Here is a 20,184-nt window from a genome sequence, read left to right as displayed (position 1 = left end):
CGGGGTTTCGCCCGGCCCTGGCTTTGTCAGGCCTTCTTTTCCCAGGCGTTGCACCAGCCCTTGGCCAGCACGTCCTTGCCGTAGAAGAGGCCGCAGCCGCCGCTGGGCTTGTCGCCGTCCGGGGCGTAGAGGCTGCAGTTGGCGCAGGTCTGGCCGGGGGCGTACTTCGGCGACTTGGCGCGGTCCACCTTGGCGGCGTCGGCGTGGTAGTCCACGGCCTTGGCTTCGTCGTCGCCTTCCTGGAGCAGCGGCTGGGACTGGGCGCGGGCCAGCCCGGCGCCCAGCAGCGGCACGAGCTGGATGAGCCGGCGGCGCGACAGAGTGCCCACGCGCCGCGCCCTCACAGGACCTCGGAGGCGAAGTCCGCCAGCCGCGAACGCTCGCCGCGCGCCAGGGTCACGTGGCCGCTGTGGGCCCAGCCCTTGAAGCGGTCCACCGCGAAGGTCAGGCCCGAACTGCCCTCGGTGAGGTAGGGCGTGTCGATCTGCGCGAGGTTGCCCAGGCAGACGATCTTGGTGCCGGGGCCGGCGCGGGTGATGAGGGTCTTCATCTGCTTGGGCGTGAGGTTCTGGGCCTCGTCGATGATGACGAACTTGTTCAGGAAGGTGCGCCCGCGCATGAAGTTCAGGCTCTTGATCTTGATCTTGCTGCGCACCAGGTCGTTGGTGGCGGCGCGGCCCCACTCGCCAGCGGAGGAGTCGCCCTTGGCCAGCACCTCGAGGTTGTCGTCGAGCGCGCCCATCCAGGGGCCCATCTTCTCTTCCTCGGTGCCGGGCAGGAAGCCGATGTCCTCGCCTACGGGCACGGTCACGCGGGTGACGATGATCTCGCTGTAGCGGCGGTCGTCGAGCACCTGCGACAGGCCGGAGGCCAGGGTCATCAGCGTCTTGCCGGTGCCGGCCGTGCCCGTGAGGGTGACGAAGTCGCACTCAGGGTCCATCAGCAGGTTGAGGGCGAAGTTCTGCTCGCGGTTGCGGGCCGTCACGCCCCAGACGGCGTTCTTCTGGTGGCCGTAGTCCTTCAGCGTCTTGAGCACGGCCGTCTTGCCGGTGATCTCGGTGACCTTGGCGTACAACGGCGTGGCGCCGGGGGCTTCGAGGTAGACCAGTTCGTTGACGAGCAGCGTCGGCACCAGCGGCCCGCTGATGCGGTAGAAGGTGGTGCCGCCCTGCTGCCAGCTCTCCATGGTCTTGCCGTGGCGCTCCCAGAAGTCCGCCGGCAGGGCCTGGACGCCGGTATAGAGGAGGTCGGAGTCCTCCAGCGTCTTGTCGTTGCGGTAGTCCTCCGCCGGCAGGCCCAGGGCGCGGGCCTTGATGCGCATGTTGATGTCCTTGGACACCAGCACGACCTCGCGGCCCGGGTGCAGGCCCTTGAGCGCCTGCACGACGCCGAGGATCTGGTTGTCGGCCTTGCCCTGGGGAAGGCCCTGGGGCAGAGGCGTGTCGATCAGCTCGGTCTGGAAGAAGAGCTTGCCCTCGGCCTCGCGGTGGCCGGTGCCGGCCAGCGGCAGGCCCTTGGCCATCTCCTCGATGCTGCTGCTCTTGAGGCTGGCGGCGAGCTGGTCGAGCTCGCGGCTGACCTGGCGCACGTTGCGGGCGACCTCGGTCATGCCCTTCTTGTGCCCGTCCAGCTCTTCCAGCGTGATCATGGGCAGGAAGATGTCGTGCTCCTCGAAGCGGAACAGGGACATCGGGTCGTGCATGAGGACGTTGGTGTCCAGCACGAAGAGCTTGGCGGCCTCGGCGGCCTTGCGGCTGCGCTTGGGCGCGGCCGAGCGGGCCGGGGCCTTGGCGGCCTGCCGGGGCGCGGCCTCAGGCCTGGCGCCGGAGGGCGGGGTGGCGGGCGACGAGGGGGTGGGAAGGCGCAGCACCTCGGCGCTCGGGGCGGAGGCGGCTGGAGTGGCGGTGGGCACCGGCGCCGCGGGGCGGGCGCCGGGTTTGCTGGGGGTCAGAGTGGCCGAATAAGCGGTGGCATCGAGGCGGCTGGCGCGTTGTGCAGGAGGCTTGGGCAGTGGCATGTACGGCGGGTCGACAGGAAGTGAACCCCATGCGAACCAGGCACCAGAAAGCAAAAAGCCGCACAGGATGAGTGCGGCTTTGCAGTCTGAGACAAGGATGCGACCCGGGGCATGGGTTGATTATGCACACCCCGCGGGCCCCCGCGATGTCGGAGAACAACGCGTCCTGCGGACGCTCAGGCGGCTTCCTTCTTGAGACCCTTGACGGCCTTCAGCACTTCGTCGACGTGGCCGGCGACCTTGATGCCACGCCACTCGCCGACCAGCACGCCGTTCGGGGCGATCAGGAAGGTGGAGCGCTCGATGCCCTTGACCTTCTTGCCGTACATGATCTTGTTCTTGACCACGCCGAACATGTGGCAGAGCTTCTCTTCGGTGTCGGCGATCAGCTCGAAGGGCAGCTCCAGGGCCTGCTTGAACTTCTCGTGCGAGGCCATGTTGTCGCGCGAGACGCCGAACACGACGGCGCCGGCCTTCACGAAGTCCTTGTGGCGGTCGCGGAATTGCATCGCCTCGGTGGTACAACCGGGCGTGTTGTCTTTCGGGTAGAAATACAGCACGACCGACTTGCCCAGGAAGGCGTTGCCGGTGAACTTCACGCCGCCGGTGGCTTGAGCCTCAATTTCCGGCAGGGGTTTGTTGAGCGCAGGCGTCATTGGGGGGTGCGGCAAGTTGGGCTCGCGGGGTCCCCGGCTCGTGACCCGCTGCGGTGTGCAGCTTGTCACGCGGGCGCCCGCAGGCAATAGCCAGCAATTATAAGGCCGCGGCGCCCCCGCCCCTGGCCCGAAGGTCATCCCTCGATCAACAATGCCGCCAGCACGTTGCGGCCCTCGCTGGCCAGCACGTTGTACGTGCGGCAGGCGGCGGCGATGTCCATGACTTCGAATCCGATGCGCGACTCCACCAGCCCGCGCCACAGCGCCGGGCTCGGGAAGCGCAGCCGCGCGCCGCTGCCGAAGATCACCAGCTCCGGCTTCAGCGCCTTGATGGCTTCGAAATGCGCGGGTTGAAGTTCCTCGAAGCGCGAAGGTGGCCAGGCCACCACCTCGCCCTTCCAGGGCACGAGGACGCTGGCCCTGTGGGGCTGGCCGTTGACCCAGACGCCCTGGGTGTCATGGCGGGAAATGCTGTTGCCGCCTTGCGGCTCGTCGAGCTGGAACTTCATCGGGAACGGGGCTGCGGGCCGGGAAGGCCGGGCGCGAGTGTCGCCCAGAACGGCAGACCGCGTTCCCGCCCCTTGCTTAAACTCCGAGATCCCCCTTATTGCACTGCAGCAACCCCTGCGTCGGAGCCCCTCTTGAAGCCCATTGCCAAGTCCAGCAAGCTCGCCAGCGTCAGCTACGACATCCGTGGCCCGGTGCTGGACAAGGCCCGCCAGATGGAGGAAGAGGGCCAGAAGATCATCAAGCTCAACATCGGCAACACGGCGGTGTTCGGGCTGACGCCGCCCGACGAGATCGTGCAGGACATGATCCGCAACCTCGGCGACGCCGGCGGCTACACCGACAGCAAGGGCCTGTTCGCGCCGCGCAAGGCCGTGGTGCACTACACGCAGGAGAAGGGCGTCAAGGGCGTGACGGTGGACGACGTCTACCTCGGCAACGGCGCCTCCGAGCTGATCCAGATGGCGATCAACGCCCTGGTCAACGACGGCGACGAGATCCTGATCCCTGCGCCCGACTTCCCGCTCTACACGGCCGTCGTCGGCCTCTCCGGCGGCCGGCCGGTGCACTACCGCTGCGACGAGGGCGCCGGCTGGCTGCCCGACCTGGCGGACATCGAATCCAAGATCACGCCCCGCACCCGGGGCATCATGGTCTGCAACCCCAACAACCCGACCGGGGCGCTGTACCCGACCGACCTGCTGCTCGGCATCATCGAGCTGGCGCGCCGCCACCAGCTCGTCGTCTTCGCCGACGAGATCTACGACAAGACGCTGTACGACGGCAACGTGCACACCAGCATGGCGTCGCTGGCGGACGACGTGCTTTTCATCACCTTCAACGGCCTGTCCAAGAACTACCGCTCCTGCGGCTACCGTGCCGGCTGGATGGTGGTGAGCGGCGAGAAGCGCCATGCCCGCGACTACATCGAGGGCCTGAACATGCTGGCCTCGCTGCGCCTGTGCTCCAACACGCCGGGTCAATTGGCGATCCAGACGGCCCTGGGCGGCTACCAGAGCATCAAGGACCTCGTCGCGCCCACCGGCCGCCTGTGCCACCAGCGCGACCTGGCCTACGAGCTGCTCACGCAGATCCCGGGCGTCAGCGTCGTGAAGCCGAAGGCGGCGCTCTACATGTTCCCGCGCCTGGACCCCAAGCTCTACCCCATCGCCGACGACCAGCAGTTCGCCTACGAACTGCTCGCCGAGGAGAAGGTGCTCATCGTCCAGGGCACCGGCTTCAACTGGCCCGAGCACGACCACTTCCGCCTCGTCTTCCTGCCCAATGTGGACGACCTGCGCGAGGCCGTCGGTCGCATCGAACGCTTCCTGGCGGGCTACCGCCGCCGCCATTCCGCCTGAATTTCCTTCCTGTCCTGAGAGAGCTGCGATGAACGCGATCAAAGTCGGCCTGATCGGCCTCGGCACCGTCGGTGCCGGCACCTTCCACGTCCTGCAGCGCAACCAGGCCGAGATTCGCGGCCGGGCCGGCCGGGGCATCGAGATCGCCATGGTGGCCGCACGCAACCCCGAGCGTGCCAAGGCCTTCCAGGCCATCGTCGGCGACGGCGTGCCCTGCGTCGGCGATCCCCAGCAACTGGTGGCCAATCCCGACATCGACATCGTCGTGGAACTCATCGGCGGCATCGAGCCCGCGCGCAGCCTGGTGCTGCAGGCCATCGCCAACGGCAAGCACGTCGTCACCGCCAACAAGGCCCTGCTGGCCCTGCACGGCACCGAGATCTTCGAGGCCGCGCGCGAGAAGGGCGTCGTCGTCGCCTTCGAGGCGGCCGTGGCCGGCGGCATCCCCATCATCAAGGCGCTGCGCGAGGGCCTGACGGCCAACCGCATCGAGTGGATCGCCGGCATCATCAACGGCACCACCAACTTCATCCTGTCGGAGATGCGTGGCAAGGGCCTGGACTTCGCCACCGTGCTGAAGGAAGCCCAGCGCCTGGGCTACGCCGAGAGCGACCCCACCTTCGACATCGAGGGCGTGGACGCCGCCCACAAGCTGACCCTCATGAGTGCCATCGCCTTCGGCGTGCCGGTGCAGTTCGACAAGGCCCACGTCGAGGGCATCAGCAGCCTGCAGGCCACCGACATCAAGTACGCCGAACAGCTCGGTTATCGCATCAAGCTGCTGGGCATCACGCGGCGCCGCCCGGGCGGCATCGAGCTGCGCGTGCACCCGACGCTGATCCCGTCCAGCCGCCTCATCGCCAACGTCGAAGGCGCGATGAACGCCGTCGTCGTGCAAGCCGATGCCGTCGGCACGACGCTGTACTACGGCAAGGGCGCGGGCGCCGAACCCACGGCCTCGGCCGTCGTCGCCGACCTGGTGGACGTGACCCGCCTGGCCACGGCCGACCCCGACCATCGCGTGCCCCACCTGGCCTTCCAGCCCGACGCCATCAGCGACACGCCCATCCTGCCGATGGCCGAGGTCCACACCGCCTTCTACCTGCGCCTCGTGGTGGCCGACCAGCCGGGCGTGCTCTCGCGCATCACCACCATCCTGGCCGAGCACGACATCTCCATCGACGCGGTGCTGCAGCGCGAGTCGGCCGAAGGCGAGCGCCAGACCGACCTCATCATCCTGACCCACGACACCGTCGAGGGCCGCATGAACGAGGCCCTGGCCAAGATGCAGGGCCTGCCGACGGTGCTGGCGCCCATTGTGCGCATCCGCAAGGAAGAACTCGCGTGATGGCCCACCCCCGAAGCGCTTCGCGCCTCCCCCTCAAGGGGGCGCAGCCGGTGGCCCGGCAAAGCCGGTTCCACGGCTGCCGCTTGACCAATCCATTGGATGCCGCGAGCGGTTTGCTCACGGTGAAAGCATCATGAAGTACATCTCCACCCGCGGCGACCAGACCGAGCGCGGCTTCTCTGACATCCTCCTCGAAGGCCTCGCCCCCGACGGCGGCCTCTACCTGCCCAAGGCCTACCCCAAGGTGGACGACGCCACGCTCACGCGCTGGCGCGGCCTGGCCTATGCCGACCTGGCCTTCGAGATCCTGTCCCTCTACATCGACGACATCCCGGCCGACGACCTGCATGCGATCACGCGCAAGGTCTACACCGAGCAGGTGTTCGGTACGAAGGAAATCACCCCGCTGACCTGGCTGGGCGAGCGCATCGCCCTGCAGGGCCTGTCCAACGGGCCGACGCTGGCCTTCAAGGACATGGCCATGCAGCTGCTCGGCGCGCTGTTCGAGTACGAGCTCGGCCGCCGCGGCGAGACGCTGAACATCCTGGGCGCCACCTCGGGTGACACCGGCAGCGCGGCCGAGTACGCCATGCGCGGCAAGAAGGGCGTCAGCGTCTTCATGCTCAGCCCGAACGGGCGCATGAGCCCCTTCCAGCAGGCACAGATGTTCAGCCTGCAGGACGCCAACATCCACAACATCGCCATCGAAGGCGTGTTCGACGACTGCCAGGACATCGTCAAGGCCGTCTCCAACGACCTCGCCTTCAAGCGCCAGCACCGTATCGGCACGGTCAACTCCATCAACTGGGCGCGGCTGCTGGCCCAGGTCGTCTACTACTTCGCAGGCTATTTCCAGGCCACGAAGACGAACGCGGAGAAGGTCAGCTTCACCGTGCCGTCAGGCAACTTCGGCAACGTCTGTGCCGGCCACGTGGCCCGGCAGATGGGGCTGCCCATCGACAAGCTGGTGGTGGCCACCAACGAGAACGACGTGCTCGACGAGTTCTTCCGCACCGGCGCCTACCGTCCGCGGGGCACGGCCGACACGCACGAGACCTCCAGCCCGTCGATGGACATCTCCAAGGCCAGCAACTTCGAGCGCTTCGTCTTCGACCTGCTGGGCCGCGACGGCGCGCGGGTGAAGCAGCACTTCACCGTGCCGCAGTTCGAAGTGGCAGCCGGCGAGCATGCCGGCATCGCGGGCTTCGGCTTCACCTCCGGCCGCAGCACGCACGCCGACCGCGTGGCGACCATCCGCCGCTGCCATGCGGAGCACGGCGTGGTCATCGACCCCCACACGGCCGACGGCCTCAAGGTCGCGCTGGAGAAGCGCGACCCCGCCGTCACGATGCTGGTGCTGGAGACGGCCCTGCCGGCCAAGTTCGCGGCCACCATCCGAGAGGCGCTGGCCATCGAGCCGCCGCGGCCGGCGGGGCTGGAAGGCATCGAGAACCTGCCCAAGCGCGTCAAAGTCATGGCGGCGGATGTGGAAGCCGTGAAGGCCTACATTCACGCCCATGTCTGATGCCGCGAAGAAACCTGCCCTGACTCCCCTGGACGACGCGCTGGCCACGCTGCTGGCGCAGGTCCAGCCCCTCGCCGGGCGCGAGACCCTGCCCACCACGGCCGCCCGTGGCCGCGTGCTGGCCGCGGACCTGGTCTCCCCCGTGGACGTGCCGCCCGCCGACAACTCGGCCATGGACGGCTATGCCCTGCGCGCCGCGGACGCGGGCGGGGCGCTGCCGGTCACCCAGCGCATCCCCGCCGGCAGCGTGCCGCAGCCCCTCGCGGCCGGCGAGGCGGCCCGCATCTTCACCGGCGCCCAGGTGCCGCCCGGCGCCGACGCGGTCGTCATGCAGGAGCACACCGAGCTCGTGGACGGCCGCGTGCGCGTGACCCAGCCCGTCAGGCCGGGCCAGCATGTGCGCCTGCGCGGTGAGGACGTGAAGGCCGGCGGCGTCGTGCTGCCCGCCGGCACGCGGCTGGATGCCGTGGCACTCGGCCTCGCCGCCACGGCCGGCGCCGCCGAGCTGACCGTCACCCGCCGCCCGCGCGTGGCCCTGTTCTCCACGGGCGACGAACTCGTCATGCCCGGCGAGCCCCTGCCGCCCGGCGCCATCTACAACTCCAACCGCTTCACCTTGCGCGCCCTGCTGGAAGGCCTCTCCTGCGAGGTCATCGACCTGGGCATCGTGCCCGACCGGTTGGACGCCACCCGAGCCGCGCTGCGTGAGGCGGCCGCAAAGGCGGACGTCATCGTCACCTCGGGCGGCGTGTCCGTCGGCGAAGAAGACCACCTCAAGCCCGCCGTGCAGGCCGAGGGGCACCTGGACCTCTGGGCCATCGCCATCAAGCCCGGCAAGCCCTTCGCCTGCGGGCGAGTCGGCCAGGCCCACTTCATCGGCCTGCCTGGCAATCCGGTGTCCAGTCTCGTGACCTTCTGCGTGCTGGTGCGGCCCTTCCTGCTCAAGCTGCAGGGCGCGGCCCGGCTGGCGCCGCGCGGCTACCGCATCCCCGCCGGCTTCGACTGGCCCAAGCCCGACAAGCGCCGCGAGTTCCTGCGCGTGCGCCTGGACGAGGCCAGCGGCCTGGCCTTGTTCGGCAACCAGAGCAGCGGCGTGCTGACCTCGGCCTTCTGGGCCGACGGCCTGCTGGACAACCCCGCCGGCCAGGCCTTCGCCCAGGGCGAGCTGGTGCGCTTCATCCCGTTTTCGGAGCTGCTGTCGTGATCACGGTGAAGCTCAGGTTCTTCGCCTCGCTGCGGGAGAAGCTCGGCGAGGCCGGGACGCTGCAGCTCCCGGAGGGCAGCACGGTCGCCGCGGCGCGCGAGGCCCTGATGGCCCGGGACGACCGGCATGCCCAGGCGCTGGCGCGCGGCCGGGCCGTGCGTTCGGCGCTCAACCAGAAGATGGCGCCCGAGACCGCCGTGCTGGCCGAGGGCGACGAGCTGGCCTTCTTCCCGCCCGTGACCGGCGGCTGAGCCCATGCAGGGCCTGCACCTGACGGCCGACCTGCGCGGCGTCGACCCGGCGCTGGCGCTGATGACCGACGCGGCGCGGCTGGCCGCGGTCTGCCGCGAGGCCGTGCGAACCGCCGGCCTGAGCGGCGTGGCCGAGCTGATGCACCGCTTCGGCCCGGCCGATGGCCAGGCCGGCATCACCGGCGTCGTGCTGCTGGCCGAGTCCCACATGGCGGTCCACACCTGGCCCGAGCTGGGCGGCGTGACGCTGGACGTCTACGTCTGCAACTACGGCAGCGACAACAGCGACAAGGCGCGTGCGCTGCTGGAGGCGTTGATTGCCTCCTTCCAGCCCACCGAGGTCCGCCGCCAGCAGCTCCTCAGAGGCTGAGCCGGGCCGCGGCCTCGATGCCGGCCGTGTAGGCCTCCTCGAACACCGAATACCCCGCCAGGTCGCTGTGGGCGAAGACGACACGCCCGCGCTGGGCATGGAGCGCGGCGAGCGCGGCGGACCCGCGCAGGCCCGGCGTGGGGATGCTCATCGCGTGGCCGAAGCGGCAGAGGTCGATGCGCTCGAGCTTGTCCGGCAGGTCGGGGTGGGTGAGGGCGAGGTCGGCCGTCGCGGCCTGCGCCCAGTGCTGCCAGGGCTTCGCCAGCAGCTCCGCGCGGCTGGCCTGGGGCAAGGCGAGATAGGCCGTCAGCCGTGGCGGCCGGGGCGTCGGGTCGAGGTCCTGGTGGCGGGCGTCGACGTAGCCCAGGGCCGCGGAGCCGTAGCGCACGTTGTCCCAGGACGGCGGCGCGCCGGGGCGCGCCAGCAGCGGCTCGCGAAGCGCGAGGTTGGCGGTCAGCCAGGGGGCGTGGGCCTGCTTCAGGGCCCGCAGCGCCTCGGGCGGTGCGGCCAGCAGCCGGGCGGCGACGAAGAGGGGCGTGGCCAGCACGACAGCGCGGGCCGCCCAGCGCTCGGGGGCGCCGGCGGCCTCGTTCCAGGCCAGCAGCTCCACGCCGCTGCGTTGCTCGGTCACGCGCAGCACGGTGCGGCCGAGATGCAGGCGCTCGCGCAGCGGCTCGGCCAGGCGCCGGGACAGCCAGCCGTTGCCCTCGGGCCAGGTCAGCACGGGTTCGCGCTCGGCCGTCTCGTCGCCGGGGGCGTGGAAGCCGTGGCGGCTGGCGAAGTAGTGCAGGCCGGCCCAGGCCGACACAGTGTGTGAGTCGGCGCCGTAGTCGTCGCGGCAGCAGTAGTCCAGGTACCAGCGCAGCCGTGCGTCGGAGAGGCGGTGGCCGTCCAGCCAGGCGGCAAACGACAGGGCGTCCAGTGCGGCATGGGCGGGCGTCCAGGGCGCGCGGTGGCTGGGCATGGCGAAGCCCAGCTCGCCCTGAGCCCGGGCGACGAGGTCGGCGAAGCGCCGGTACTGGGCCAGCGACGCCGCGCCGTCGGGCGGCGGCAGCAGGCCGTCGCGCCATTCGCCGTCGATGAAGAGGCGCTCCTGCGGGCTGTGGCAGAGGTGGCGCTCGTCCCAAACCGTGCGACCGGACTCCTCGCGCGCCAGGCCCAGGTCGTGCAGCAGCTCCGCCACCTCGCGGGCCTGCGGGCCCGGCAGGGGGAGGTAGTGGGCTCCCAGCGGGCAGGCCACGCCGCCCAGCTCGTGGCCGCGGCTGTTGCCGCCAGCCTGGTCTTCCAGGTCGAGCAGGGCGATGTCGTCGACGCCGCGCCGCGCGAGCTGGCGCGCACAGGCCAGGCCCGCGATGCCGCTGCCGACGACGATCACGCCGGCTCGTCGCAGCGGCCCGCCGGCCGCCGGCAGCTCCCCGGCGCGCAGACGATGGGCGCGCTCGGGGTGGGTGCCGACCCAGCCGCCCTGCCAGGCCGGCGCGTCGGGGCTGCAGCCGCTGGCCAGCAGGCCCAGCAGCAGCGTGCGGCGGCTCGGGCCGACCGGCGAGGCGGCGGCGCAGGCGGCAGGAGAGGGGGCGGAGGCAGGTGGGCGCAAGGGCGGCAGCGTACCAGCGCCGCCCTCGCGCGGCGCTCAGGAGGCGCGCTTGGGCGTGGCGCTGTCGTCGCCGCAGGGCGAACGCCATTCGCGCAGTTCGGCGGCCAGCACCGGGTGGTTGTCGGCCTCGGCACGGCGGATAAGTTCCTCGACGTTGTCGTCGGTTACGTGCTCATGCCCCACGCCGTGGACGAGGTTGCGGTAGACGCTGTCCAGGTCGTGGGCATCGGTGTTGGCCGGCGTGGTCGGCACGTCGGCCTGGGCGAGGGAGGCATCGGGTTGCATGGGCGGCTCAGTGCACCTTGCCCCACTCGGCCTCGAACTCCTGCACCAGCACTTGGTTGGACAGGCGGTTGACCTCGGTCGGCACGCGCGCCATGTCGGGCGGGAAGTCCAGCAGCGCCGGCAGGCTTTGCGGGCTCAGGAAGCGCAGGCCGGCCGGCAGCGCGGCGGGCACCCGGAAGGGCCGGTGCGAGGCCAGCACGAAGCCCCATTCGCCGAAGCTCGGCACGTGGGCGTGGTAGGGCGTGGCGGTGAGGCCGACCGACTCCAGCGTCGTGACGACCGTCCAGAAGCTGCGCCGGGCGATCAGCGGCGACGTGGTCTGCACGACGGCGTAGCCCGCGGCGCTCAGATGCTGGTCCACCAGCTCGTAGAAGCTCGCCGTGTAGAGCTTGCCGAGGGCGAAGTTGGAGGGGTCGGGGAAGTCGATGACGATGACGTCGAAGACGTCCGGGTGCTGTTCCAGCCAGCCGAAGGCGTCGGCATTGACGATGCGCAGCTTGGGGTTGGACAGCGAATGCCCGTTCAGGGCGGCGAGCTTGGGCGTGTCGGTGAACAGGCGCGTCATCAGCGGGTCCAGCTCGACGAGGGTGACCTGCTCGACGCTCGGGTACTTCAGGACCTCGCGCACGGCCATGCCGTCGCCACCGCCGAGCACCAGCACCCGCTTGGGTGCCCCGTGGGCGGCCATGGCGGGGTGGACGAGGGCCTCGTGATAACGGTATTCGTCGCGCGAGTGGAACTGCAGGTTGCCGTTGAGGAAGAGCCGCGTGCCGCCGCCGCCGTCGGTCACGACGATGCGCTGGTAGGCGCTGCTCTGGCGCAGCATGATGTGCTCGCCGTAGAAGCGCTCCTCGGACCAGCGCGTGAGCTGCTCGGCGCCGAGCAGCGCGGCCAGCAGCAGCACGGCCGACACCGCGCAGGCCACGGCCTGGCTGCGCCGCGCCCGCAGCTCTGCGCGGAAGATCCACAGCGCCCACACGGCCACGCCGACGTTGAGCAGGCCGAAGGCGATGCCGGTGCGCACCAGCCCGAGCTGCGGCACCAGCACCAGCGGGAAGGCCAGGGCCACCAGCAGGGCGCCGAGGTAGTCGAAGGTGAGCACCTGCGAGACCAGGTCCTTGAGGCCGTAGCGGGCGCTGAAGTGGCGCTTGAGGATGCGCATCACCAGCGGGATCTCCAGGCCCACCAGCGCGCCCACCACCAGCACCAGGGCGTAGAGCAGGGTGCGGAAGGCCGCGCCCTCGCCCGGCGGCAGCAGGCTGTGCACGGCGAAGAGGCCGGCCGGCATCAGCCCGCCGACCACGCCCACCAGCAGCTCCACCTGCAGGAAGACGCCCACCAGCTGGCGCTCGACGAAGCGCGACAGCCACGAACCCAGGCCCATGGCGAAGAGGTAGACGCCGATGACCGTGGAGAACTGCAGGATGGAGTCGCCGAGCAGATAGCTCGCCAGCGCCCCGGCCGCCAGCTCGTAGACCAGGCCGCAGGCGGCGATGACGAAGACGCTGGCCAGCAGCAGCAGCTCGGCCAGGGACACGCGCGCGGCGGGCGGCGCGGGCGTCACGGCTGGCGCAGCACCGACAGGGCCAGGCGCTTGCCGTCGGGGCTGACGGCGAGGGTGCGGATGGCGCCGCCCAGCCCCGGCACGTCCGCCAGGGGGCGGAAGCTCCCGCCGGGCTGGCCGTCCCAGCGCAGCAGCCGGGCGCCGTGCGCCATCAGCAGCGAGCCGTCCGGCAGCGCGGCGAAGTAGGCGCTGCGCTGAGACTCCTTTTCGCCCGCGGCCGGGGCCGGCGTCTCCACCAGGACTTGCGGTTTGGCATCGCCCGCGCCCATGGCGGCGATGACCCAGTGCGCGGGGTCGGTCTGGTCGACGAAGAGGGCGCGCTTGCCGTCGGCCGTGCGGCCCAGCGAGCGGCCGGGCTTGTCGGTCAGCAGCGTCTGCCGACCGGTGGTGCGACTGATGAGCACGGCTCGGTGGGCATTGCGGTCGGGCACGTCGTCGACGAGGAAGGCGGCGACGAGGTCGGGCGTGATCCAGGCGTGGTAGCCGATGCGCTTGACCGGCACGACCGGCGCGGCGGGTTTGCCGTCCCAGCCGAAGAGCCAGAGCGAGGGCAGGTTCATCTCGATGCCGTAGGCCGGGTCGGCCGTGACCACGCGGATGGCCGAGAAGCCGCTGCTGTCGGCCAGCGGCGTGGGCGAGTACAGGTTCTCGGTCGTCGCGGTGACGGCCGTGGTCGTGCCCTGCGCCAGGTCGTAGCGGTAGACGTTGTTCGAGCCCGTGCGGCCCGAGGTGTAGACGACGGCCTTGCCGTCGGGCGTGAAGGCCGGCTGGAAGCTGCTGCCCTTGCCGGGCGTGATGTCGCGCACCTCGCTGACCGTGGCGGCCTCGAGGTCGAGGCGGGCGACGAAGACGGCGATGTCGGGCGGGGCGTCGGCGGCCGAGGCGGCCCCGGCGAGGAGGAGGGTCAGGGCCGTGGCGAGGCGGCGGACGGAAAAAGTCATGGCTGGCCTGTGCGGTCGTTCATCGACGCGCGAGTGTCCACCGGAAAGGCGGGGCCGGCACCTTGGCTGCCCCCGTGGCGGACAGGGGCATCAGCCGTGGATGGCCGCGGCGACGATGTTGCCGATGGACAGGCACATCGCGCCGACGACGATGGCCAGGGCCACGTTCTTGTGCTCGACGAGTTCCTCCCACAGCTTGTAGGGGGTGATCTTGTCGACGATGACGAACGAGACCCAGAAGATGACGACGCCGATGACGGCATACATCGTCGAGCCGAGGATCACTTCGGGCCTGAGCCAGTCGAGGGTCATGGGGTTCTCCTTGGGAGCAGTGAGCTTACTTGTGGCCGCCGCCGCCGCTGCTGTAGCCGCCGTAGCTGCCACCGCCGCTGCCGACGTAGCCGCTGCTGCCGCTGCGCAGGTTGGCGCGGCATTGGCGGTATTCGTTGCTGTTCTCGCCGAAGCTGTCCTTGTAGGGCTGACAGTCGTCGCCGGAGCAGGCGCGCAGCAGGGCGAAGAGCAGCACGACGAGGAAAAGGCCGATCACGATGTTGCGCAGCAGCGTGTTGCCACTCTTGAAGGCCGAGGCGTCGCGCTCGAAGGGCACGGCCGGCCCGACCAGGCCGAAGGCCTTGCGGACGGTCTCGGCCGGCAGCACGCCGCCGCCGCTCCAGGTGACCTCCGGCCCCTGCTGCTCGCGGCTGAGCAGGTATTGGCCGTCGCGGCTGGCGAAGTCGGTGACCTGGACGCGGTCGTCCAGGCGCACGGGCCAGTAGAACTCGCCGAGCACGTGGGTCGTCTTGGCGCCGTAGGTCCAGCGCTGGGTGTAGTCCCGCCCCTGCCAGCTGACCCCGCCGCGCGCGGGCGCCGGCGCGCCGGTCAGCGTGCGCACCAGGCTCCAGCCCTCGCGGGTGTCGACGAGGAAGGCGAAGCCGGCCAGGCGGTTGTAGAGCAGGTATTCGCGCCAGAAGCTCTGCTCGTCGTCGGCGTCTTCGGGGATGTCGCAGCGCTCCTGGTAGCCGACGACGGTCCAGGCTTCGGGCTTGCCGTCGACGGCCAGCGTGCCGGTGCGGCCCAGCGGAATCAGCGGCGGCAGGCCGCGGTCCTGGGGCGTGAAGCCCAGGGCCTTGGACTCCCCCTCGGGCAGGTCGGCGACGGCGCTGCACTGGGCGCAGACCATGCTCTTGGACTGCGCGAGCTTGGGTTCCAGCGGTGCGCCGCAACTGGGGCAGGCGATTGCCCTGCCCTTGAACTTCGCCTCGGCGACGGACTCGCCCTCGGCCGTGGTGCGCAGGCCTTCCAGGGCCAGGTCGGCCAGGGCCACGCTGCGCCCTATCGACCAGACCGGCGGCTGGCCCACGCGGTATTCGAGGCTGCCGACCTCGCCCTGGGCGTTGCGCAACTCGACGACGCGGCCGGCCTTGGGCGGGCGGGGCAGTTCGCCTTCGGCGGCGCGCAGGGCGGCCTCGACGACGGCGGCGACCTGCCAGCGCTGGCCCGCCACCGTGATAGGCAGGCCCACGCCGGGCGCCTCAGGGGGCGCTTCCGCGAGCGGCGCCTCCAGGCTGATGACGAACTGGCCGTTGTCCTCGCTGAGCCAGGCGACGCGCGGCGTCTCCGGGCCGGCGTCGAAGAGCAGATGCCATTCGTTCCAGTTGCCGAGTTCAGAGCCGCGCTGCACCCGGCCGACCACGGCGAAGCCGCGGCCCATGTAGCGGCCGGTTGCGCCCAGCTGCAGGGGTGAATAGTCCTCGAAGATTTCGGCGCTCTGGCCGATCTGGCTCAGCGCCTCGCCGTCGCGCAGCAGCGTGCTGCGGCAGAAGCCGCAGACGGCCGTGGTCGACGCTGCGCTGGCGAACTCGACCGGCGCGCCGCAGTTCGGGCAGGCGGCGCGCCAGCGGCGCTGCGCGGCTGGCGCCTGGTCAGCCAAGTTTCTTCAGGAGGTCCGCTTTTTTGGCGGCGAATTCCTCGTCGGTCAGGATGCCCTTGGCCTTGAGGTCGCCGAGCTTCTCCAGCAGGGCCACGATGTCGTCGGGCTTGCTGGCCGCCGGGGCCGGGGCGGCGGTGCCGACGCCGGCCAGGCCCTGGCCCAGGGTCTGCGCCAGCGTCTGGCCCAGGGCCACGCCGGCACCCAGGCCGACGGCCTCGCCCGCGATGCCGCTGCCGCCGCTGCCCACGCCCTTGGCCATCTCCGGCAGGGCCTGGGCGGCCTGGTACTGCATGAACTGGCCCATGTTCTGGCCGATGATGCCCATGCCGATGCGCTGGTCCAGGATCTTCTGCAGCTCTTCCGGCAGGGAGACGTTCTGCATCGTCACCGTCACCAGCTCCAGGCCGAGGGCGGCGAAGGCGGGCGCGGTGGCGTTCTTGAGGGCGGCGGCGAACTCCACCTGGTTGGCGGCCAGGTCCAGGAAGGGCGTGCCGCTGCTGGCGACGGCGTCGCTGATGTGCTGCAGCATCAGCCCGCGCAGCTGGCCTTCCAGGTCCTGTACCGTGTAGCGCTCGCGGGTGCCCGAGACCTGGCTGTGGAAGGTCTTGGGGTCCTGGATGCGGTAGGCGTAGTTGCCGAAGGCGCGCAGGCGCACGGCGCCGAAGTCCTTGTCGCGGATGGCGACCGGCTGGCTGGTGCCCCAGCGCTGGTCGATCTGCTGGCGGGTGCTGAAGAAGTAGACGTCGCTCTTGAAGGGCGACTCGAAGAGCTTGTCCCAGTTCTTCAGGTAGGTCAGGACCGGCAGCGTCTGGGTCGTCAGGCGGTGGGTGCCGGGGCCGAAGACGTCGGCCACCTGGCCCTCGTTGACGAAGACGGCCACTTGAGACTCGCGCACCACCAGCTGGCCGCCGTTCTGGATTTCCATGCCGGCCATCGGGAAGCGCCAGGCCAGGGTCCCGTCGCCGTCCTCCGTCCACTGGATGATGTCGATGAACTGTTTCTTGATGAAATCCATCAGGGCCATGTCGTTTCCCGCATGCGGTCAGAAGAAATGGGCCGCAGTATCCGGCCGCGACCGGGCGCCGGACGTCCCAAACAGGTGAATCTCACCGCGCGCCGCGGTGACAATCCGTGCCATGCCGAGAGTGTGCATCCAGACGGAGGATTTCGACCTCCATGCCGAAACGACCGCCCTGCGCCTTGGGGATGGCGGGGTGGGCGCCGTCGTCGCCTTCGTGGGCACCGTGCGCGAGCTCAGCGGCGGCCAGGCCGTGACCGGCATGGAGCTCGAGCACTACCCCGGCATGACGGAGGCGGCCATCGAGGCCATGGTGGACGAGGCCTTCGCGCGCTTCGACATCCGCGCCGCTAAGGTCATCCACCGCGTCGGCCGCCTGGAGGCGCGGGACCAGATCGTCCTCGTCCTGGTGGCCAGCGCCCACCGCGGCCAGGCCTTCCAGGCCTGCGAATTCCTGATGGACTACCTCAAGACCCAGGCTCCGTTCTGGAAGAAGGAGCACACGCCGGACGGCGCCCACTGGGTGGATGCCCGCACGAGCGACGACGAGGCCCTGGCCCGCTGGGGCATCGCCGGGAGCAACGCCCGATGAACGCCCTGGCCGTGTCCATCGGCGCCGCCCTGGGCGCCCTCACGCGCTGGCAGGCCGGCCTGCTGTTCAACACCCGCTGGGCAGGCTTTCCGCTCGGCACCCTGCTGGTGAACCTGGTGGGTGGCTTGCTGATCGGCATGGCGCTGGAGTGGTTCGGCCGCCAGCCCAACGAGCTGCTCAAGTTGCTGCTGGTGACGGGCTTCCTGGGCGGACTGACGACCTTTTCGGCGTTTTCCGGCGAATCGCTGGCGCTGCTGCGGCATGGCGAGCTGGGCATGGCCCTTGCCCATACCTTGGCTCACGTTCTAGGCTCCCTGCTGGCCGCCTGGCTGGGCATGCGACTGATCCAGGCCTTGATTTAGCGCAACTTGAAAAGCGCCGCCAGGCGCCCACTTGTCTCGCAACCGGAGGATTACCACCATGCGTGCCGACAAGTTCACCACCCGCTTCCAGGAGGCCCTGGGCGATGCCCAGAGCCTGGCCCTCGCCCGCGACAACCCCTACATCGAGCCCGTCCACGTGCTGGCCGCCATGCTGGCCCAGGACGAAGGCCCCCGCGCCCTGCTGGAGCGTGCGGGCGTCAATGCCGGCGGCCTGCGTGCGGCACTGGACGGCCTGATGGCCGGCCTGCCCCAGGTCAGCGGCTCGGGGCAGACGGTGCAGGCCGGGCGTGACCTCGTCGCCCTGCTGCAGGCCGCCGAGAAGGAGGCCACCAAGCGCGGCGACCAGTTCATCGCCAGCGAGATGTTCCTGCTGGCCCTGGCCGACGCCAAGACCGACCTGGCCGGCGTCGTGCGCGGCCACGGGCTGACGCGCAAGTCGCTGGAGGCGGCCATCGAGGCCGTGCGCGGCGGCCAGAAGGTGGAATCCGCGGAGGCCGAAGGCCAGCGCGAGGCGCTCAAGAAATACACGCTCGACCTGACCGAGCGCGCCCGCCTGGGCAAGCTCGACCCCGTCATCGGCCGCGACGAGGAGATCCGCCGCGCCATCCAGGTGCTGCAGCGCCGCAGCAAGAACAACCCCGTGCTCATCGGCGAGCCGGGTGTGGGCAAGACGGCCATCGTCGAGGGCCTGGCCCAGCGCATCGTCAACGGCGAGGTGCCCGACAGCCTGAAGAACAAGCGCGTGCTGGTGCTGGACATGGCGCTGCTGCTGGCCGGCGCCAAGTACCGCGGCGACTTCGAGGAGCGCCTGAAGGGCGTGCTCAAGGAAGTCGCCCAGGACGAGGGCCGCACCATTCTCTTCATCGACGAGATCCACACCATGGTGGGCGCCGGCAAGGCCGAGGGCGCCATCGACGCGGGCAACATGCTCAAGCCGGCGCTGGCGCGCGGCGAACTGCACTGCATCGGCGCGACGACGCTGGACGAATACCGCAAGTACGTCGAGAAGGACGCCGCGCTGGAGCGCCGCTTCCAGAAGGTACTGGTGGACGAACCCAGCGTGGAGGCGACCATCGCCATCCTGCGCGGCCTGCAGGAGAAGTACGAGGTCCACCACGGCGTGGAGATCACCGACCCGGCCATCGTCGCCGCGGCCGAGCTGAGCCACCGCTACATCACCGACCGCTTCCTGCCCGACAAGGCCATCGACCTCATCGACGAGGCCGCGGCCAAGATCAAGATCGAGATCGACTCCAAGCCCGAGGCCATGGACCGCCTCGACCGCCGCATGATCCAGCTCAAGATCGAGCGCGAGGCGGTCAAGAAGGAGAAGGACGAGGCCTCGCAGAAGCGCCTGGGCCTGATCGAGGACGAACTGCTCAAGCTGCAGCGCGAGTACGACGACCTGGAGGAGATCTGGACGGCCGAGAAGGCCCAGGCCCAGGGCTCGGCCCAGGTCAAGGAAGAGATCGACCGCATCCGCCAGCAGATCGAGGACTGGAAGCGCAAGGGCGACTTCAACAAGGTGGCCGAGCTGCAGTACGGCAAGCTGCCCGACCTCGAGAAGAAGCTCAAGGAAGCCCAGGACAAGGAGAACGCCAAGGGCAAGACGGGCGACCGCCCGCAGCTGCTGCGCACCCAGGTCGGCGCCGAGGAGATCGCCGAGGTCGTGGCGCGTGCCACGGGCATCCCGGTGTCCAAGCTGATGCAGGGCGAGCGCGAGAAGCTGCTGCAGATGGAAGCCAAGCTGCACGAGCGCGTCGTCGGCCAGGACGAGGCCATCCAGGCCGTGTCCGACGCCATCCGCCGCTCGCGCGCCGGCCTGTCCGACCCCAACCGCCCGCTCGGCTCCTTCCTGTTCCTCGGCCCGACGGGCGTGGGCAAGACCGAGCTGTGCAAGGCGCTCGCGGGCTTCCTGTTCGACAGCGAAGACCACATGGTGCGCATCGACATGAGCGAGTTCATGGAGAAGCACTCGGTCAGCCGCCTCATCGGCGCGCCTCCGGGCTACGTCGGCTATGAAGAGGGCGGCACGCTGACCGAAGCCGTGCGCCGCAAGCCCTACTCGGTGCTGCTGCTCGACGAGGTCGAGAAGGCCCACCCGGACGTGTTCAACGTGCTGCTGCAGGTGCTGGACGATGGCCGCCTGACCGACGGCCAGGGCCGCACCGTGGACTTCAAGAACACCGTCATCGTGATGACCTCCAACCTCGGCTCCCAGCACATCATGGCGCTGTCTGGGCAGGGCGAGGACGTCATCCGCGACGCGGTGTGGACCGAGGTCAAGAGCCACTTCCGGCCGGAGTTCCTGAACCGCATCGACGAGACCGTGATCTTCCACGCCCTGGGCGCGGACAACATCAAGGCCATCGCCAGGATCCAGCTGCGCCAGCTCGAGGCGCGCCTGGACAAGCTGGAGATGAAGCTCGACGTGTCCGATGCCGCGCTGGACGAACTCGCCAAGGTCGGCTTCGACCCGGTCTTCGGCGCGCGGCCTCTCAAGCGGGCCATCCAGCAGCGCGTCGAGAACCCGCTGTCCAAGCTCATCCTCGAAGGCCGGTTCGGGCCCAAGGACGTGATCCCGGTCAACGTCTCGGGCGGCGAGTTCAGCTTCGGGCGGGTGGTGCACTGACCCGCG

Annotated in this window: 20 protein-coding genes; 9 read left to right on the top strand and 11 right to left on the bottom strand. The window is 70.1% G+C overall.

Annotated elements, in window-relative coordinates; translation table 11 throughout:
- Positions 1 to 26: 26 nt before the first annotated feature.
- From LXT12_RS01595 to LXT12_RS01580, 4 genes are all read right to left on the bottom strand, one after another.
- A complete protein-coding gene (locus tag LXT12_RS01595; protein WP_233388795.1) occupies positions 27 to 329 on the bottom strand; it encodes a high-potential iron-sulfur protein in 303 nt (100 codons plus the stop codon).
- Positions 330 to 340: 11 nt separating this feature from the next.
- Complete coding sequence (locus LXT12_RS01590; RefSeq protein ID WP_233388793.1) at positions 341 to 2,017, bottom strand: PhoH family protein; 1,677 nt, start codon at positions 2,015 to 2,017, stop codon at positions 341 to 343.
- Positions 2,018 to 2,193: 176 nt separating this feature from the next.
- Positions 2,194 to 2,673 (bottom strand): peroxiredoxin, encoded by a 480-nt coding sequence (locus LXT12_RS01585; RefSeq protein ID WP_233388791.1) that lies wholly within the window; start codon positions 2,671 to 2,673, stop codon positions 2,194 to 2,196.
- Positions 2,674 to 2,807: 134 nt separating this feature from the next.
- On the bottom strand, positions 2,808 to 3,182 hold the full coding sequence (locus tag LXT12_RS01580; protein ID WP_233388789.1) for an Mth938-like domain-containing protein: 375 nt from the start codon (positions 3,180 to 3,182) through the stop codon (positions 2,808 to 2,810).
- A 132-nt stretch (positions 3,183 to 3,314) separates the two neighbouring features.
- Here LXT12_RS01580 and LXT12_RS01575 point away from each other — a divergent pair, with 132 nt between their 5' ends.
- The 6 genes from LXT12_RS01575 (at position 3,315) to speD (ending at position 9,239) form a co-directional block, all read left to right on the top strand.
- Positions 3,315 to 4,541 (top strand): pyridoxal phosphate-dependent aminotransferase, encoded by a 1,227-nt coding sequence (locus tag LXT12_RS01575; RefSeq protein ID WP_233388787.1) that lies wholly within the window; start codon positions 3,315 to 3,317, stop codon positions 4,539 to 4,541.
- A 28-nt stretch (positions 4,542 to 4,569) separates the two neighbouring features.
- Complete coding sequence (locus tag LXT12_RS01570) at positions 4,570 to 5,889, top strand: homoserine dehydrogenase (RefSeq protein WP_233388785.1); 1,320 nt, start codon at positions 4,570 to 4,572, stop codon at positions 5,887 to 5,889.
- A 133-nt stretch (positions 5,890 to 6,022) separates the two neighbouring features.
- Positions 6,023 to 7,414 (top strand): threonine synthase, encoded by a 1,392-nt coding sequence (gene thrC / locus LXT12_RS01565; RefSeq protein WP_233388782.1) that lies wholly within the window; start codon positions 6,023 to 6,025, stop codon positions 7,412 to 7,414.
- Complete coding sequence (locus LXT12_RS01560) at positions 7,407 to 8,618, top strand: molybdopterin molybdotransferase MoeA (RefSeq protein ID WP_233388780.1); 1,212 nt, start codon at positions 7,407 to 7,409, stop codon at positions 8,616 to 8,618. Before thrC ends, LXT12_RS01560 begins: the two co-directional genes overlap by 8 nt.
- Positions 8,618 to 8,869: a molybdopterin converting factor subunit 1 gene (gene moaD, locus LXT12_RS01555; protein ID WP_233389672.1), complete on the top strand. Its 252-nt coding sequence runs from the start codon at positions 8,618 to 8,620 to the stop codon at positions 8,867 to 8,869. The genes LXT12_RS01560 and moaD overlap by 1 nt, the downstream gene beginning before the upstream one ends.
- Positions 8,870 to 8,873: 4 nt before the next feature.
- Entirely contained in the window at positions 8,874 to 9,239 is a 366-nt protein-coding gene (speD, locus tag LXT12_RS01550) for an adenosylmethionine decarboxylase (protein WP_233388779.1), read from the top strand.
- Here the strand turns inward: speD and LXT12_RS01545 are convergent.
- The 7 genes from LXT12_RS01545 to LXT12_RS01515 form a co-directional block, all read right to left on the bottom strand.
- The gene (locus tag LXT12_RS01545; protein WP_233388777.1) at positions 9,229 to 10,833 is read right to left on the bottom strand and encodes a flavin monoamine oxidase family protein; all 1,605 of its coding nucleotides are present in this window, start codon (positions 10,831 to 10,833) and stop codon (positions 9,229 to 9,231) included. The two genes, speD and LXT12_RS01545, sit on opposite strands and share 11 nt — an antisense overlap.
- 36 nt (positions 10,834 to 10,869) lie before the next feature.
- Positions 10,870 to 11,118: a hypothetical protein gene (locus LXT12_RS01540; protein ID WP_233388776.1), complete on the bottom strand. Its 249-nt coding sequence runs from the start codon at positions 11,116 to 11,118 to the stop codon at positions 10,870 to 10,872.
- Positions 11,119 to 11,125: 7 nt separating this feature from the next.
- On the bottom strand, positions 11,126 to 12,682 hold the full coding sequence (locus tag LXT12_RS01535; protein ID WP_233388774.1) for a polyamine aminopropyltransferase: 1,557 nt from the start codon (positions 12,680 to 12,682) through the stop codon (positions 11,126 to 11,128).
- Positions 12,679 to 13,623 (bottom strand): hypothetical protein, encoded by a 945-nt coding sequence (locus LXT12_RS01530; protein WP_233388771.1) that lies wholly within the window; start codon positions 13,621 to 13,623, stop codon positions 12,679 to 12,681. Before LXT12_RS01530 ends, LXT12_RS01535 begins: the two co-directional genes overlap by 4 nt.
- A gap of 90 nt (positions 13,624 to 13,713) precedes the next feature.
- Positions 13,714 to 13,935 (bottom strand): DUF350 domain-containing protein, encoded by a 222-nt coding sequence (locus LXT12_RS01525; protein ID WP_233388770.1) that lies wholly within the window; start codon positions 13,933 to 13,935, stop codon positions 13,714 to 13,716.
- A gap of 25 nt (positions 13,936 to 13,960) precedes the next feature.
- Positions 13,961 to 15,553 (bottom strand): DUF4178 domain-containing protein, encoded by a 1,593-nt coding sequence (locus LXT12_RS01520; RefSeq protein WP_233388768.1) that lies wholly within the window; start codon positions 15,551 to 15,553, stop codon positions 13,961 to 13,963.
- Positions 15,546 to 16,577, bottom strand: coding sequence for an SPFH domain-containing protein (locus LXT12_RS01515; RefSeq protein WP_233388765.1), 1,032 nt, complete (start codon positions 16,575 to 16,577; stop codon positions 15,546 to 15,548). Before LXT12_RS01515 ends, LXT12_RS01520 begins: the two co-directional genes overlap by 8 nt.
- 112 nt (positions 16,578 to 16,689) lie before the next feature.
- On the opposite strand from LXT12_RS01515, the gene LXT12_RS01510 reads away from it, so the two are divergent.
- Genes LXT12_RS01510 through clpB form a run of 3 tightly spaced genes read left to right on the top strand, consistent with a single transcriptional unit; the run spans position 16,690 to position 20,178 of the window.
- On the top strand, positions 16,690 to 17,163 hold the full coding sequence (locus tag LXT12_RS01510) for a molybdenum cofactor biosynthesis protein MoaE (protein ID WP_233388764.1): 474 nt from the start codon (positions 16,690 to 16,692) through the stop codon (positions 17,161 to 17,163).
- Positions 17,160 to 17,525, top strand: a complete 366-nt coding sequence (gene crcB, locus LXT12_RS01505) for a fluoride efflux transporter CrcB (protein WP_233388762.1) — start codon at positions 17,160 to 17,162, stop codon at positions 17,523 to 17,525. The genes LXT12_RS01510 and crcB overlap by 4 nt, the downstream gene beginning before the upstream one ends.
- Before the next feature lie 58 nt (positions 17,526 to 17,583).
- Positions 17,584 to 20,178, top strand: coding sequence for an ATP-dependent chaperone ClpB (clpB, locus tag LXT12_RS01500; RefSeq protein ID WP_233388760.1), 2,595 nt, complete (start codon positions 17,584 to 17,586; stop codon positions 20,176 to 20,178).
- Positions 20,179 to 20,184: the final 6 nt, after the last annotated feature.

Origin of the sequence: Pelomonas caseinilytica (assembly GCF_021353235.1) — a bacterium.
Taxonomy (GTDB): domain Bacteria; phylum Pseudomonadota; class Gammaproteobacteria; order Burkholderiales; family Burkholderiaceae_C; genus Pelomonas; species Pelomonas caseinilytica.
The sequence above is the reverse complement of the archived record's forward strand: the minus strand, read 5'-3'. Positions and strand labels throughout refer to the sequence as shown.

Coding starts and splice junctions, on each gene's coding strand:
- speD (WP_233388779.1), top strand. CDS start 8,874: ATGCAGGGCCTGCACCTGACGGCCGACCTGCGCGGCGTCGACCCGGCG.
- LXT12_RS01530 (WP_233388771.1), bottom strand. CDS start 13,623: ATGACTTTTTCCGTCCGCCGCCTCGCCACGGCCCTGACCCTCCTCCTC.
- thrC (WP_233388782.1), top strand. CDS start 6,023: ATGAAGTACATCTCCACCCGCGGCGACCAGACCGAGCGCGGCTTCTCT.
- clpB (WP_233388760.1), top strand. CDS start 17,584: ATGCGTGCCGACAAGTTCACCACCCGCTTCCAGGAGGCCCTGGGCGAT.
- LXT12_RS01510 (WP_233388764.1), top strand. CDS start 16,690: ATGCCGAGAGTGTGCATCCAGACGGAGGATTTCGACCTCCATGCCGAA.
- LXT12_RS01560 (WP_233388780.1), top strand. CDS start 7,407: ATGTCTGATGCCGCGAAGAAACCTGCCCTGACTCCCCTGGACGACGCG.
- LXT12_RS01570 (WP_233388785.1), top strand. CDS start 4,570: ATGAACGCGATCAAAGTCGGCCTGATCGGCCTCGGCACCGTCGGTGCC.
- LXT12_RS01525 (WP_233388770.1), bottom strand. CDS start 13,935: ATGACCCTCGACTGGCTCAGGCCCGAAGTGATCCTCGGCTCGACGATG.
- LXT12_RS01580 (WP_233388789.1), bottom strand. CDS start 3,182: ATGAAGTTCCAGCTCGACGAGCCGCAAGGCGGCAACAGCATTTCCCGC.
- crcB (WP_233388762.1), top strand. CDS start 17,160: ATGAACGCCCTGGCCGTGTCCATCGGCGCCGCCCTGGGCGCCCTCACG.
- LXT12_RS01515 (WP_233388765.1), bottom strand. CDS start 16,577: ATGGCCCTGATGGATTTCATCAAGAAACAGTTCATCGACATCATCCAG.
- LXT12_RS01585 (WP_233388791.1), bottom strand. CDS start 2,673: ATGACGCCTGCGCTCAACAAACCCCTGCCGGAAATTGAGGCTCAAGCC.
- LXT12_RS01540 (WP_233388776.1), bottom strand. CDS start 11,118: ATGCAACCCGATGCCTCCCTCGCCCAGGCCGACGTGCCGACCACGCCG.
- LXT12_RS01590 (WP_233388793.1), bottom strand. CDS start 2,017: ATGCCACTGCCCAAGCCTCCTGCACAACGCGCCAGCCGCCTCGATGCC.